A 14901-nucleotide genomic window follows, 5' to 3' on the forward strand; every position below is an offset into this window, starting at 1 on the left:
ATGATAGTTACAGTCGAATGGTTACGTGAGCATATAGAAGATGAGAACGTCCGTGTAATCGATTGTCGTTTTGATTTAGCGAATCCTAATTGGGGTAGAGAAAAGTATGAAGAAGAACATATTCCTCATGCGTTATATTTTGATTTGAATTTAGATTTATCAAGTCCTATAGCAGAACATGGTGGCCGCCATCCGTTGCCAAGCATTGAAGAGTTTGCGGACAAGCTTTCGGAGGTTGGTATTGATGAACATACGACAGTAATTGCGTATGACAGTCAAGCTGGTGCAAATGCTGCTCGTTTATGGTGGTTATGTAACTATGTAGGACATGAGAAAGTATATATATTAGATGGTGGTTTCCCGGTTTGGAAAGAGAATGGACTACCGACAACAACGGAAATTCCTGTTGTTATACGAAAAACATTTAAAACAAACATACAAGATTATATGCTTGTATCGATGGAAACAGTAAGAGAGAATATCCAGGCAGGTGCAGATGTTACGTTAATTGATTCAAGAGAGCCAAAACGTTATGCTGGTGTAGAGGAACTTGTCGATCATAAAGCAGGACATATTCCGACAGCAACAAACTATTTTTGGAAGGATGGAATGTTGCAATCAGGACAATTTAAGAATGAAGCTGAGCAACAAGAACGATTCCAAAATCTGTCGAAAGATAAGGAAACCATTGTATATTGTGGTTCTGGTGTTACGGCATGTCCAAATATCATTGCGTTAAAATTGGCTGGATTCCAAAATGTTAAATTGTATGCAGGTAGCTGGAGTGATTGGATTTCTTATCCAGAAAATCAAATTGCAAAAGAAGAAGATTAATCACTTGCATGCAAAAATAATTTGTATTAAAATAAGGTCACAAGCAAGAGATTGCTCGAAAAACTTTGTATTTTACACATTGGAAACAATGTGATAATATAACGACAAGTAAATAATACATCCTGCGGTGTACGTAACTTATTTATGTCTAAAACCGATGTTAGTTATACGGAAGCTCAATATTTAGCGACCATCATCAAGCCTTCCTTGTGGAGGAAGATGTACGGTAACTGTGAGGGCATCCACCTGCGAGTAGCGGGTTTTTGGACATTTACGAGGAGCGGCACGTGCGGGGGTCTTATTTCAACTAACCTTATATAAAATTCCTACGGTGTACGTAGCTTATGCATGTCTTAAACCAATAAGTTTAATATGGAAGTTCAATATTTAAATGTAGCTAACATGCCATCTTTTTAAGAAGGAAGTTACAAACATTTGTGAGAGCATCCACCTGTGAGAGCAGGTTTATGGACATCTAGAGAGAACGGCATATGTGGGGCTATATAAAAACCTTACGTTTTATACGTAAGGTTTTTTTGTTGCATAGATATATCAATATTATCTTGATTCACCTGTGAAGTTTCCGTAATAAATGTAGCACTTTCTGTCTTCATCAATCTCTCTTGAATCCAAGGAGAATTCCATAGACATGCCGTCTCGCTGAATATATATAATATCTGAATGAAGAGATGGTAAAATTTCTTCGTAGTTCCATACATCTTGACTATCTACTAAGCTTGAACTCGTTTCACTTAGTTCTCTAATTTCAAAACCGATGTGGGAGTATGTAGGGTCTGAAGGGTCATTGGCGAAAACTTCTTTTTGAATATAAATAACTGCTGTTCCGTCTGGATCAACCGAAGTTGCAGTAACAACATAAGTATTTTTCTCTTTAATAAAATATTCACAAGTCATGCGTGCGATAATTTCAGAATTAGAAATATTGGCGTAGTTCCATAAAGCAGGATACCCTTTCGTTTCATCATTAAGTCGATATTCTAAGCGCATTTAATCCCTCTTCTTCCTTTTTCTTCTACTTTATCATGCCATCCTATATAATAGGAATAGAATTTAAAAAGGGGAGTGCGAAGGTGACAAAAACGAAATGGCTAGTAGGTGGTGTCGTAACGTCTTTAATGACTGGCACTTTATTTGGCTGCGCACAAGATCTTCCCCCAAAACCGAATGATAATAGTTGTTCTGATTGGGATTGGGATGATGAACTTGGGGTATGGCAGTGTGATGATAGTAGTTCAGGTTATCGTGGGCATTACTTCTATGGTGGGCGATACTATCAAAATAAATCCACTTTTAAAAATTCATCGGCGTTTAAATCGTATCAATCGTCTGCTGAATTTAAAGGTGGAATTGGAAGCGGTTCAAAGGGAGGATTTGGGGGCTAAAATATGTCGCAATACATAAGGGATCGAAAAGAATTTTATTTAAAATATCCGAATTTTTGGTCGGATTTATATGAATGTGAGTATAGTTTGTTTCATGTTTTTTCTATAACAAATCAGACTTTGGACCAATTACACTTAGCGACTGAACGAATGGGGAAAATATTTTTTAAGACTGCTAGACTGCTGCGTAATTTAAGTGACGAACAGCTTCTAGATCTTGGCTTTCCATCCGCGAGTTTATCATTCATTAGAATGAAAGGGATTTATCCTGAATCTGTAATTTCGCGATTTGATTTTGCTGTAACAGAGGATAATAAAATCAAAATGCTTGAGTTTAATAGTGATACACCAACTTTTATTGTGGAATGTTTTCAAATGAATGGGAAAGTATGTGAAAATCTAGGCTATGATGATCCAAACTCGGATCAAGAACGATTGCTATCTTCTGGTGTAACGAAAGCAGTAATGGAAGCGACAAAGGGATTAGATAATCCAAATGTTGTTTTTACAGCACATCATGAACATATCGAGGATTGGAATACCACTATGTATTTAAGTCAGCTATGCCATGTTGAAAATAAAGTAGTGCCAATGTCAGAACTTAGAATTACAAAGGATGCTCTAGTCGATAAAGATGGGGCGAAGATTGATGTTTTATATCGCCAAACATATCCGATAGAAGATTTAATTGAGGATCAAGATCCTGAAACAGGAGATTTGGTAGGTGTGGAACTGTTACAACTTGTAAAAGCCGGAAAGCTTTTTATAATAAATCCTTTGTCAGCATTTTTACTTCAGCCAAAATCAATTCAGTGTCTTATTTGGGGGTTAGCAGAAGAAGAGGTCTTTTATACAAATGAGGAACAACAGTGGATTAAAGAATATATGTTACCTACATATTTAGAACCAGATTTATTTTTAGGAAAAGGTTCTTTCGTTCAAAAACCTTCATTTGGGAGAGAAGGAGATACAATTACGATTCGCGATAAAGACGAAAATATTATGCTTCAAAATGCACAGGAAACGTATAAAGCGTCACTGCCGATATTTCAAAAGTATACCGAACTGCCAGTCGTATCCTTGGAAACAGAAAAAGGGATCGAGAAACTGTCATATGTGTTTGGTTCGTTTTTAATTGCTGGAAAAGCGAGTAGTATCGGTATTCGTGCGGGAGAAAAGATTACAGGAAATGAATCGTACTATTTACCGGTAGGTATAAAAAGGAGGGGAAAAAATGATTAATTTTTTATTATATTTAGCAGTAACACTCGGCCTTTTATGTATAGGTCTGTTCTTGATGGAAGTGACAACGAAAGTAAAGGAATTTAAGTTAATGGCTCAAGGAAATAAGGCGGTAAGCTATGTGCTTGGAGGACGATTACTTGGGTTAGCTGTTGTTTTATATTCGACAGCAGCTAATTCAATTTCACTTCTTGATATGATTTCGTGGGGAGCAGTTGGGATTTTGGCTCAAATTATCGTCTTTTATTTAGCTGAGTGGCTTACACCACGCTTTAATATAAACAAAAGTCTCGAAGAAGATAATCAAGCAGTCGGTCTTTTTCTTATGTTTTTATCGCTTTCGATTGGGATTGTAATCGCTGGTTGTATAACTTATTAAAAACTTTACGTTTAAACGTAAAGTTTTTTATTTTATCCCGCTATTTGCCGGGCAGCCCGATTGGTGAGGGCTAATAATCAGTGGGGGATGAACAAAACCCCCACTGATTAAAGTTTCACTTTATATACGTTAGTTTGCCATACCTTTTGAAAAAATTGTAGGCTACTGTTGACATCTATTTTAAATAAGAGTAACATTTTCAATGTAATGAAAATAAGTCTCTGTTAGGTGAGGCTCCTGTATAGAGAAATGCTACTGCCCAAAAATGTCGAGAGACGCCAATGGGTCAACAGGAATGATCGAATTAAGGTTTTTCTTAACGTAGCTGGTAATGTACCTATGCTATACAGTGCTAAAACTCGGTGAGGGAGAGGTCCGTAGATTTCTAATTATATTAGAAATCGTTTATTTGTGTATGTAATGGCCACTACTCTCTTAAGGGTAGGGGTCTTTTTTGTTACCAAGCTATGAGTAATTTCATAGTATAAACTATAAAATTAAACGAGGAGGTGAGGAGCATGTCAAATTCTGACTCGGTTCCGTTACCCATATACTTCAAATCAAAAATATATGATGTAGGCAGGAAACGATTTGTTCCTCCCTCTATATTTATCACAATGTAGCGTTTATAAAGCGCTAGACACTTTCACAGTAAAGTGGATAAATTGAGAAACAAAGCGTTTCTTCCTATGTTGTAAAGGAGGAGACGATAATATGTTATATGCAAACAAAACTGTGGGTAACACGTCATATAAACTAAATAAAAAATCAATAAAAGAACAAACAATGCTCCAAAAAAATAAAGATTTATTAATTGAAATTGCAACAAGAGATGTAAAATCTGTATTTGCATATTTTAAAACAACAAGAGACGGACTATCAATGAAAGAGGCGCAAAAACGTATTCAAGTATATGGCCGAAATGAACTAACTTCAAAAAGAGCAATTCTTGCAGAAGTAATGATGAAGCTTGGTGGCATGATTCCAGGTTTTTCAAAACAACGTGTGTGTGATGAATTACAACGTGAAACGATTACTGTATCTAGAGTAGAATGTTCTAGTAGTACAGGGCTAAATAGTGAACTGAAAATGATGGAGATACCAGTGCAAGAACTTGTACCTGGAGATATGATTTTTCTTTCGGCTGGAGATGCTGTGCCAGCTGATGTACGTATTATTTATGCAGATGATTTATTAGTGAATGAGTCTGTGTTAACGGGAAACGAAGCGAGTATAGAGAAGTTTGAAAGCTGCTATCACCTTGAACGTAAACGATTTATTCCATTAAAACGGATGAAAGATTATAATCCACTTGAGCTTGAAAATGTATGTTTTAAAGGTTCACATATCGTTAGTGGAAGTGCAAAGGCTGTCGTTGTTTCTACTGGAAAAAATACGTATTCAGGCATATTGCATACTTGTTGTAGTAGAACGTCTTAATGTGTTAATGGTGCTAAATATACAAAAACAATGTATAATAGACAAAGTTGAGCAAAAACGTAGAATGGTAATCTATTTATATAACCTTACGTGATAACGTGAGGTTATTATTTTTTTAATAGGAGAGGAATTATGAAAAAAGTATTATTAGTTGATGGTATGGCACTATTATTTCGTGCTTTTTACGCAACAAGTGTCTACGGACAATTTATGAAACGACAAGATGGAACCCCTACGAATGGGATTCATGGTTATATGAAACACTTGTTAACAGCTACGCAAGCGATTGAACCAACACATATCGTTACATGCTGGGATATGGGAAGTACGACATTTAGAACAGAATCGTTCTCGAATTATAAAGCAAATCGTGCAGCGCCACCAGAAGAATTAATTCCTCAATTTGATTTAGTGCAAGAAATGACTGCGAAATTATCCATTCCAGTTATCGGTATGAAAGGCTACGAAGCGGACGATTGTATCGGTACGCTTGCAAAACAATACTGCAATGAAGCTGAAGTTTATATTTTAACTGGTGATACAGATTTACTTCAACTTGTTGATAAGAACGTTACGGTTATGCTTCTGCGTAAAGGAATTGGAAATTACGAATATTACACACCGGAGAAAATCATGGAAGAAAAAGGTGTAGAGCCTTGGCAAATCGTCCATGCAAAAGCTTTCATGGGAGATACAAGTGATAATTATCCAGGTGTAAAAGGTATCGGTGAAAAAACAGCGTATAAGCTTATTCAAGAGCACGGAACAGTATCCGCTGTACTAGAAAATGTAGAATCATTAACAAAAGCGCAGCGTACGAAGATTGAAAGTGATTTAGAGAACTTAAATATTTCGTTGCAATTAGCACAAATTCACTGTGAAGTTCCAATTTCATGTATACTAGAAGAGGGATTACACACAATGGATGAAGAAAAACTTAGATTTGTTTGTGAAGAAATGAATTGGGGAAGACCTGAAATATTAATAAATATGCTATAAATAGTTTGGAAAGAGGGATGTTGCATAAGTCGAAATTTGACTTGGTGACACCTTCTTTTTGTTTTTGTAAACAGTATTATAGTAAATAAAATTATGTCGAACTCAATTTTAAATATATAAATGTTTCGACAAGATATAATGATAAAAGTTGATGGGAATAGTAATTTTTATAATGAAGTGAATTAATTTCAACATAGTTTTAGAGAGTCTTTTTTTCGTGTTCACAAAGTTGTCAGAAAATAAACGGAATTTTCATATGAAGTTCAAATAGAATTCACAACAATCAATTATTATAAGGACACACAGATAATTCTTTATCTTTTATATAAACCATCCCCCAAGGAGGACAATGAAAATGAGAAAAAAAGTGAGAAAATCTTTTAAACAATTATTAATTGAAAATAAACAATCACTATTAAATAATAAAGAAAATATGAAAGAAATTGAAGAGAGAATTGAGAAACGACATGTAGCATATAGTGGTGCCAGTAATTAAATAAAATAAAAAAGATAGCCTATGTAGGCTATCTTTTTTATTTTATATTGAAAAAACGCTATTCATCTCTTTAATTTTGTAAATATGCAAGAAATTTTTATAGTGTTTTTCTATCAATATTACTCATTTTTCGAGGTTGAAATTGGTATATACCAATTTTTGAGATTCGCTATTCATAATATTACAAAAAATGTTACAATACACTCAAATTTATACTATAAAATCATTTTAATATGAAAAATTGGAATGAAAAGAAAGGAGAGGAATATGAATAAAGATGTCGCTTTGAAATGATTATTATCATTTCATTAGGAGTTGATGTAAAAAGATGAAGAGATACGAAGAATTGGATTCTATAAGAGGGATTTCTTCATTAATAGTAATGATCGGTCATCATTTAATGATTTTTTCAGCATTTCAAAATTACAGTTATGAAGATAATAAACCATTTGTTGTGTATCTATTAAAAGAAACGCCTGCTCGTCTTATTTTTAGTAGTGGTAACGAATCTGTTATTATCTTTTTTGTTTTGAGCGGATTTGTTTTGTATGAATCTATTCAAAAAACCTATAGTAGCTATGGGGCATACCTTTTAAAACGTATATGCAGAATATATATTCCCTATATTGTGGCAATAATTATAGCTATTATATGCCAGGCTACAATTAGTGAATATGGTATTTCTTATTTAAGTGAATGGTTTAATCGCTCATGGACGATTGAAAGTTCTCCAAGCTTAATAGCGCAACATATTTTATTGGTTGGGAAATATAATACAGATGCATATAACGGTGTGATTTGGTCACTTGTCCATGAAATGCGAATATCAATAATTTTTCCGTTAATTTTGATGATTTGTTTACGAAAAACGTTAAGGTGTTCATTACTATTATTGTTTAGTTTTAGTATATGTTCTGTCGTAATATTATTTTTGTTTCGCTCGGGCTTAACATTAACAAGCTATGCATTAACGTTGCATTATACGGTGCTGTTTTTATTGGGGGCACTAGTTGCGAAGTATAAAAATAATTTAATAGTTTTTTATAGTAATTGTACTAAAAACACGAAAATTGCATGGTTTTTATTTGCGATTTTACTTTTTATGTATGAAGGACTTATTGGAGAAATTAAAGTACTCAATAATTTTATATTTCGAGACTACGTAGTGGCGATAAGTGCAAGTCTATTTGTCATATTAAGTTTGTCAATATCAACTTTGTCATCCTTGCTACGCAATAAATACTTGTTATATTTGGGGAAGATTTCTTACAGTCTTTATTTATACCATATTATATCGTTGTTTTCCCTTATATACATGTTCCATGAAATATTACCGTTGCCTATTATTTTAATTTTTTCACTTATATTTTCGTTTATACTTGCAATACTTTCGTATATATATGTAGAAAAATTTGCATTCAGAGTCGGAAAGTATGTAACAAAACAAGTGGATAGAAAGAAGAGAGGGGTATCTGTAAAGAGTGACTTGCAGGATGTTATTCAGAAAAGGGCGGTGAAATAATTGAAGCAAGAAATGAGTATAAAAGATTTTCAACAATTATTGAAAAGAAGATTCGTAACGATTATTTTAACGATGTGTTGTTTAACCGCTTCTTTAGTTCTTATCTCTATGTATGTTTTAAAGCCGTCATATCAATATTCAACGCAAATTCTTGTTGGGAATTTAGATGAGTTTAATAAGGAAAATTCAACAAATAAAACACAAGAAAATAAGCAACTAGTAACATCGTATGTTGATATTTTAAAAAGCCCATTAATTATTTCAACAGTCAAAAAAACTTTGAAATTAGAGCAATCAAGTTATGAATTAGCACAAAAAATCTCGGTAGTGAATACGGACAATTCACAAATTGTAACTGTTACAGTAAAAGATTCTAATCCGAAAGTTGTGAAAGACATTGTAAAGACATTGGCAGAGCAATCACAACAAAGTTTTCAACAGTACACAAATGTACAAGGTGTGAAAGTGTTGACGGATCCTGAGTTACAGGAACAGGCTGAAAAATTGTTTCCGAAATTTCAACTGATCATTCCTATTTCTTTAATTGTTAGTTTTTTTGTTGGGATAGGTTTAGCTGTATTTCGAGATTATTTTGATGAACGTATATACACGGAACAAGATTTAGAGAAAATAACAACAGTCTCTGTTATTGGTCACATAAATGTGAAACCGAATAGAAAACAGAAATCTACAGAGATTGATAAACAATCATCTATATATCGAGGTGAACATGTCGATGTTTAGAACAAAGAAACAGCTGCCATTCGATTTGCATGATGATTTGATGAAAGAGCAGTTTTATACGGTGTATCACGAGCTGAAAAAATCTGGAAAACAACTATTCACAGTTAGTTCAACGAAGGACAGAGGGATTGTTGCCTCGCTTATAGTAAATATGGGTCTAGTGTTTGCAGAAATGAAGAAAAAGGTGTTACTTATTGATGTGAATTTTTCTGACCCTAAACTACATGTATTATTACAAAGTGATCACATGATAACCGTAAACGATATAATAAGCTCTTCCCCCTGCAATTATGAATCTTTTTCTAGTAATTTGTCTAAATACTTATATTGTATTCCTGCAAAAAAAACAGTACACACAGGGACGCCCTTAGTTGCTATGGATGAATTTGATAATGCGATTGTTAAGTGGAAAGAAGATTTTGATTACATTTTCTTTTATTGTTCTGAAGTATTTGATCTTCCTGCTACGCACATTATTGCAGAGAAATGCGATGGAGTGGTCTTAGCGGTTAAAAAGCGAAAAGATTCACTACGTACAGTGCAAAAAGTAATAGCGGATATAAATAGGAAAGAATGTGAATTAATAGGTATAATTTTATATTCTTGAATGTGGGGGTAACGATTCATGATTCGTGAAACAAATCAAGCCAAGTTGTATACGATTCCGGCTCAAGAAAAGCCTAGCATATTGAATCGAAGTGTAAAACGCTTGTTTGATATTATATTTTCACTCATATTGTTACTATTAACGATACCAATTATGTTGTTCTTTTGTATTATGATTACTTTAGAAACATCAGGTGCTCCAATTTACTTTCAAGAACGTTTAGGTATAAACGGGAAGAAGTTTAATGTATTTAAATTAAGATCGATGGTAAAGGATGCTGAAATAAATGGCCCGCAATGGGCAAAAGAACATGATTCAAGAATTACAAAAGTTGGATTGTTCATAAGGAAAACGAGAATTGATGAATTACCGCAACTTTTAAATATTTTAAGAGGAGATATGTCTTTTGTAGGCCCTAGACCAGAGAGAGAGTTTTTTTATAATGAGTTTGATACGTTTATTCCAGAATTTAAGGATCGTTTAATGGTAAAACCAGGATTAACAGGATGGGCACAAATAAATGGAGGATATAATCTTGATCCAAAGGAAAAGTTGAGGCTGGACATGGAGTATATTGAAATGAAAACATTTCGGATGGACATCCGTATTTTATGTAAAACCGTTTTAATTGTATTGAACGGTAATGGTGCAAGATAAATATATATGTAAACAAACAACATATGTAAGTAGGTTACTTGCAAAGGAGAACTTGTATGGGTAGATCTATTCTAAACAATATTATCCATCTATTTTATAGTACGATTTTAGCTAACCTTCTTCAGGCCGTCAGTTTAATTGTTTTAGCAAACTTTTTTAACGCACAACATTATGGGATGTTTAGTGTTGCCATAGCAGTGACGTTTGTTATGTTATTTTTTACAGACTTAGGACTTAGTAATACGTTTCTTCGAGAAGGGGCAAAGGATGGAGCAGATTTAGAGAAGATTTTATCATCGTATATAAAAATAAGGATGATTCTACTTATTCTTATTTCTATAATCGGTTATATTGTTATTCATTATATGTATGCGGATAAAAATTTAATTTATATGATGATAAACGTAATGTTTTTCATGTTAATAGGATTAACTTGGCAAAACATAGGAATTGCCTATTTTCAACTGACGGAACGTATGAAGTATATAGCGCTCATTAAAGTTGTATCAGCATCGGTTGTCATTATAATTACATGTTTTTGTATTTTCGGAGAGTTACCGGTGTATGTAACGGCTCGCTTATATGCTTTTGGGTATATGATCGGTGGTTTATTCAGTATATATATCATGAGAAGAAAGACGAAAATGAATATGAAAGTCGTAATTCATAAAGCTTTATTTTGGCAATTAACTCCCTTTATTATTAGCGGTTTTTTAATAATGAGTACGCCACAATTAGCACCTATCTTGCTTAACTATACATTGCCATTAAGTATGGTAGGTGTTTTTGCAGTGGCGTACCGGATGCCGGCAGCTTTATATCAAGTACCAGGGGTAATTGCAGGTGCATTTTTTCCAGTTCTCTTTAAGCATTATAACCAGAATAATATAGAAGAGCATACGAAATTAAATTTGCTTCAAATTAAATCAATGGCGATTGTAGGAATATGTATGACGATCGGTTTATATCATTTAGCACCATACTTTATTTCTATATTTTTTCATGAAGAATGGCGCAATGCAGTAGAACCACTCCAAATATTATCATTTCTTATTGTGCTACAAAGTTTAAATATTGCTATTGCTGACGGTTTAACGACGAGTGGATGTCAAAATAAGAGGACTGTTGTGCAGTGTGTAGCATTGGTGATCGGTGGAGTTATGCTTTATAGCTTTAGTAGTCTTGGTGGAGTGATAGGAGCGGCATACGCTATGGTTTTATTTGAAATAGTCGCTTTAGTGGGATATATAGCGGTAAGTGTAGTGAAGAAAAAAATTGTATTCCAAATTGTAATACCGTATACAATTTATTTTGGTGTAACCTTTATTGGAGTGCAATATATATTACATACATATCATTTAATTGCGCTTGTTCTTAATATACTAATTGTAGTAGCTGCCATATTCCTATATGATTATGAGCTAAAAAAACTTCTTCTTTCTTTTATAAGAAAAATACGCAAAAAGGATTATATTACGAAACAGGGGATATAGCCTATGGAAAATAATATGAAAGTATCGATGGGATGGATTATTCTTCTAATATTATTTGTTATGTTAAGTAAATACAATTTATATATTGGATTTTCATTGAAAATATATATGATTTTTTTAGTCATATATTTTTGTTTAACAATTAAAGACTTTCATATTCAAAAGTTATATTTTCATGAAGTTATATTTTTACTGTTTTATTTCATTTATTGTTTGAGTGGAATTCTTTCTATGTATTTAAATGCTAGTATTCGTATGATTTTTGGCGTGCTACTTGTTTTAGGATGCTATTTTATAATGAGGAATTTATTGGGCAATACTGAAATAGTGGTACTTGAATCATCTATTGCTTATGTAGGAGTAGTATTTAATGTAGTAAGTCTAATACTCTATATAATCGGTTTACAATACTTTAGTTTATACGGTGGAGAAGAGAGAGAAATTTTTGCCGGGTTATTAGTTGATAGAGGATATCCACGGTTAATTGGATTGCTAGATGATCCTAACATTTTTATTTTCTATAATACAATATTTTTTATGTACTATATGACGAATTTACAAAATATTACTAACATCCTAGGGTTAATTTTATGTGTTACGACGAGTTTATTAACCTTTTCAAGAGGGGGGATATTAGCGCTTGTGCTTGTCGTTTTTGTATATATATGTATGTCTAGTTTCGCTAAAAAAATAAAAATAATTATGAGTTTAGTATTGTTTAGTGTAGTTATTTTTAGTTTATCGAATAGTGTAATGGGGGGCCAATTAGATGACATATTAAATAAACGAATTTCTGATTTTTCCCATGATAATGGAAGTGGTAGATTTACATTATGGGAAGCTGCTTTTAAATATTATTTATCCAATCCATATATCGGAATCGGTGCTTTTAACTTTTCGAATTATTATGAGTATCAATTTAATGAAAAATTATATGTACACAATACATTTTTAGAAATTTTGTCTGAATCGGGTACAATTGGTTTTCTTCTATATAGCGCGTTTTTATTCATATTAATGTTCAAGCTAGCGCAGCATACTTTGTTTCGTGAAAAACCATATCTTCTATTGACTATGATTGCATTTTTATTTCAGATGATGTCATTGTCACTCATTATTAACGAAGCGTTCTTTTTATTTTTAGCAGTTGTTGTGAAGTATATTTCAATATATGAAGGAAGGGGAAAGATAGATGGTAAAATGTCTATCAGCACATAACGAGCCGCCTTATGTTTCTGTAATAACACCTTCTTATAATAGTATACGATTTATAGGTGAGACAATTTCATCTGTACAGAATCAATCGTATGAAAACTGGGAAATGATTATCGTTGATGACGGTTCAACCGACCAATCTGCCGCAAAAATTAAAGAGATAATAGAAGGAGACTCACGAATTAGGTTATTATCATTAAAAGAAAATGTTGGTGCTGCTAAAGCTCGGAATTTAGCGATCCAAGAGGCAAGAGGAAGGTATATTGCCTTTTTAGATAGTGATGATATATGGTTGCCGCATAAATTGAAGACACAATTGTTATTTATGGAAGAAATGAATATAGCTTTTTCATATGCGTCGTATAGTTTAATTGATGAAAATGGTAATGAACTAAATTGCGAAGTGAGTGTACCAAAATCTGTTGACTATCATTATTTAGTAGGAAATACAATTATCGGGTGTTTAACAGTGATGATTGATCGTAAAAAAATTCCGTATGTCGAAATGCCTAGTATACAGCCGGAAGATACAGCGTTATGGCTGAACTTATTACATGAAGGGTATGAAGCAAAAGGGATACAGCAAGTGTTAGCAAAATATAGAATTGTTACAAATTCTGTTTCTAGAAATAAAATTAGAGCAGCTTTTCGGTATTGGAAATTGTTAAGGGAACAAGAACGACTGAATTCGGTGCAAATTTTTTACTATTTTAGTAAGTATGCTTATCATGCTTATAAAAAAAATAAAATCAATGTAGTTGGGAAGACGCAATTATGAATATACTGTTGATGACAGATAAATTGATAACTGGCGGAGCCGAGAGCTATTTCTGTAAATTGGAAAGTAATTTGCGTTATGATGATTTTAAGATTTATACAGCTGCAGGTGATGGAGAACTATATGAATCTCTTACTAGAAAAGAAAATTTTATATTACTTAGTCGATGGAATCATTTGAGAAATCTTTATTATTTACGAAACGAAATTTGTAAACGAAAGATAGAACTTATTCATGCAAATAGTTTGCGAATGGTATTATATGCTTTTCTAATTCAAAAGTTTATTAAAAAAAAGATGAAAATTGTTTATACGAAACATAATGTAACGATATTAGAAAAGAAAATGCCAACGCTTTTTCGTTATTTCATGAATAAATATGTAAACAATATTATTACAGTAAGTGAGTTTGAAAAGAATAATTTAATTTCAATTCATGTAGCAGAAGAAAAAATAAATACAATTTATAACGGTGTCGATATTGAAAAGTTTTTATTCCAGCAGAAGAAGAAAGAATCTACATATAAAATAGGGATATTAGCTAGATTATCCAAAGAGAAAAACCATCAACTATTTGTCAAAATTGCAAATATGTTGAAAAAGAGAAATGATTTTATGTTTTATATTGCTGGTGATGGACCAGAGAAAGAATCGATTATGAAAGAAATAGAAAAATATGGATTGCGGCAAAGGGTGAAGATGCTAGGGAATATTTCAGAGCCGCATGAGTTTATAGGGAATATGGATGCCTTACTTTTATTATCTTTTCGTGAAGTGTTTCCAATGGTAGTAATTGAAGCGATGGCTACAGGGACACCAATTGTTTCAATAGATGTTGGCGGAATACATGAAGCGGTAATAGATGGAGAATCAGGTATTTTGATATCTGAATATTGCGAATCTGAATTCGCAAGTGCACTTGAAGAACTACAAGGGAATGAAGAAAGGGTAAATGATATTAGATTGAAAGCACGAGAGAAAGCAGTGAGGTATTTCTCTTTAACTAAAATGATAGAAGAAACGAAAAATATATATGAGTTAAACAAATGACCGGGTAGGTCGTTTGTTTTTTTTATTATAGAAACTTTTAAGA

Annotated in this window: 16 protein-coding genes, 2 other RNA genes and 1 riboswitch; of the genes, 17 read left to right on the plus strand and 1 reads right to left on the minus strand. The window is 32.8% G+C overall.

The window, feature by feature from the left end; genetic code table 11:
• From QCI81_RS22100 to ssrS (QCI81_RS22110), 3 genes are all read left to right on the plus strand, one after another.
• The gene (locus tag QCI81_RS22100) at positions 1 to 834 is read left to right on the plus strand and encodes a sulfurtransferase (protein WP_071730806.1); all 834 of its coding nucleotides are present in this window, start codon (positions 1 to 3) and stop codon (positions 832 to 834) included.
• 116 nt (positions 835 to 950) lie between these two features.
• Positions 951 to 1133, plus strand: a non-coding RNA gene (ssrS, locus tag QCI81_RS22105) — 6S RNA.
• Positions 1134 to 1154: 21 nt separating this feature from the next.
• Positions 1155 to 1338, plus strand: a non-coding RNA gene (gene ssrS / locus QCI81_RS22110) — 6S RNA.
• 54 nt (positions 1339 to 1392) lie between these two features.
• Here ssrS (QCI81_RS22110) and QCI81_RS22115 read toward each other — a convergent pair.
• Positions 1393 to 1842: a hypothetical protein gene (locus QCI81_RS22115; protein WP_001235522.1), complete on the minus strand. Its 450-nt coding sequence runs from the start codon at positions 1840 to 1842 to the stop codon at positions 1393 to 1395.
• Between the two features lie 83 nt (positions 1843 to 1925).
• On the opposite strand from QCI81_RS22115, the gene QCI81_RS22120 reads away from it, so the two are divergent.
• From QCI81_RS22120 to QCI81_RS22185, 14 genes are all read left to right on the plus strand, one after another.
• On the plus strand, positions 1926 to 2237 hold the full coding sequence (locus QCI81_RS22120) for a hypothetical protein (protein ID WP_000169030.1): 312 nt from the start codon (positions 1926 to 1928) through the stop codon (positions 2235 to 2237).
• 3 nt (positions 2238 to 2240) lie between these two features.
• On the plus strand, positions 2241 to 3479 hold the full coding sequence (locus tag QCI81_RS22125; RefSeq protein WP_000084934.1) for a glutathionylspermidine synthase family protein: 1239 nt from the start codon (positions 2241 to 2243) through the stop codon (positions 3477 to 3479).
• Positions 3472 to 3858: a DUF350 domain-containing protein gene (locus QCI81_RS22130; protein ID WP_000606862.1), complete on the plus strand. Its 387-nt coding sequence runs from the start codon at positions 3472 to 3474 to the stop codon at positions 3856 to 3858. The genes QCI81_RS22125 and QCI81_RS22130 overlap by 8 nt, the downstream gene beginning before the upstream one ends.
• Before the next feature lie 213 nt (positions 3859 to 4071).
• Positions 4072 to 4237, plus strand: a riboswitch (M-box (ykoK) riboswitch).
• A gap of 335 nt (positions 4238 to 4572) precedes the next feature.
• Positions 4573 to 5298: a P-type ATPase actuator domain-containing protein gene (locus QCI81_RS22135; RefSeq protein WP_000964944.1), complete on the plus strand. Its 726-nt coding sequence runs from the start codon at positions 4573 to 4575 to the stop codon at positions 5296 to 5298.
• A gap of 132 nt (positions 5299 to 5430) precedes the next feature.
• Positions 5431 to 6297 (plus strand): 5'-3' exonuclease, encoded by an 867-nt coding sequence (locus tag QCI81_RS22140; protein ID WP_023521526.1) that lies wholly within the window; start codon positions 5431 to 5433, stop codon positions 6295 to 6297.
• Positions 6298 to 6652: 355 nt separating this feature from the next.
• Positions 6653 to 6793, plus strand: a complete 141-nt coding sequence (locus QCI81_RS22145; RefSeq protein WP_001228048.1) for an FbpB family small basic protein — start codon at positions 6653 to 6655, stop codon at positions 6791 to 6793.
• A gap of 328 nt (positions 6794 to 7121) precedes the next feature.
• A complete protein-coding gene (locus QCI81_RS22150) occupies positions 7122 to 8315 on the plus strand; it encodes an acyltransferase family protein (RefSeq protein ID WP_065482956.1) in 1194 nt (397 codons plus the stop codon).
• Entirely contained in the window at positions 8316 to 9059 is a 744-nt protein-coding gene (locus QCI81_RS22155) for a YveK family protein (protein WP_000807062.1), read from the plus strand.
• Positions 9046 to 9666, plus strand: coding sequence for a CpsD/CapB family tyrosine-protein kinase (locus QCI81_RS22160; RefSeq protein WP_043924638.1), 621 nt, complete (start codon positions 9046 to 9048; stop codon positions 9664 to 9666). The genes QCI81_RS22155 and QCI81_RS22160 overlap by 14 nt, the downstream gene beginning before the upstream one ends.
• 18 nt (positions 9667 to 9684) lie before the next feature.
• Positions 9685 to 10323 carry a sugar transferase gene (locus QCI81_RS22165; protein ID WP_000617654.1) on the plus strand — a complete coding sequence of 213 codons (639 nt, stop codon included), beginning with the start codon at positions 9685 to 9687 and terminating at the stop codon, positions 10321 to 10323.
• Between the two features lie 56 nt (positions 10324 to 10379).
• Positions 10380 to 11816, plus strand: coding sequence for an oligosaccharide flippase family protein (locus QCI81_RS22170; RefSeq protein WP_023521530.1), 1437 nt, complete (start codon positions 10380 to 10382; stop codon positions 11814 to 11816).
• A gap of 3 nt (positions 11817 to 11819) precedes the next feature.
• A complete protein-coding gene (locus tag QCI81_RS22175) occupies positions 11820 to 13034 on the plus strand; it encodes an O-antigen ligase family protein (RefSeq protein WP_063546949.1) in 1215 nt (404 codons plus the stop codon).
• Positions 13009 to 13809, plus strand: a complete 801-nt coding sequence (locus QCI81_RS22180; RefSeq protein WP_071730808.1) for a glycosyltransferase family 2 protein — start codon at positions 13009 to 13011, stop codon at positions 13807 to 13809. The genes QCI81_RS22175 and QCI81_RS22180 overlap by 26 nt, the downstream gene beginning before the upstream one ends.
• Complete coding sequence (locus QCI81_RS22185; protein ID WP_071730810.1) at positions 13806 to 14858, plus strand: glycosyltransferase family 4 protein; 1053 nt, start codon at positions 13806 to 13808, stop codon at positions 14856 to 14858. The genes QCI81_RS22180 and QCI81_RS22185 overlap by 4 nt, the downstream gene beginning before the upstream one ends.
• Positions 14859 to 14901 lie beyond the last annotated feature (43 nt).

The organism is Bacillus cereus group sp. MG20 (assembly GCF_040459885.1).
Classification (GTDB): domain Bacteria; phylum Bacillota; class Bacilli; order Bacillales; family Bacillaceae_G; genus Bacillus_A; species Bacillus_A cereus.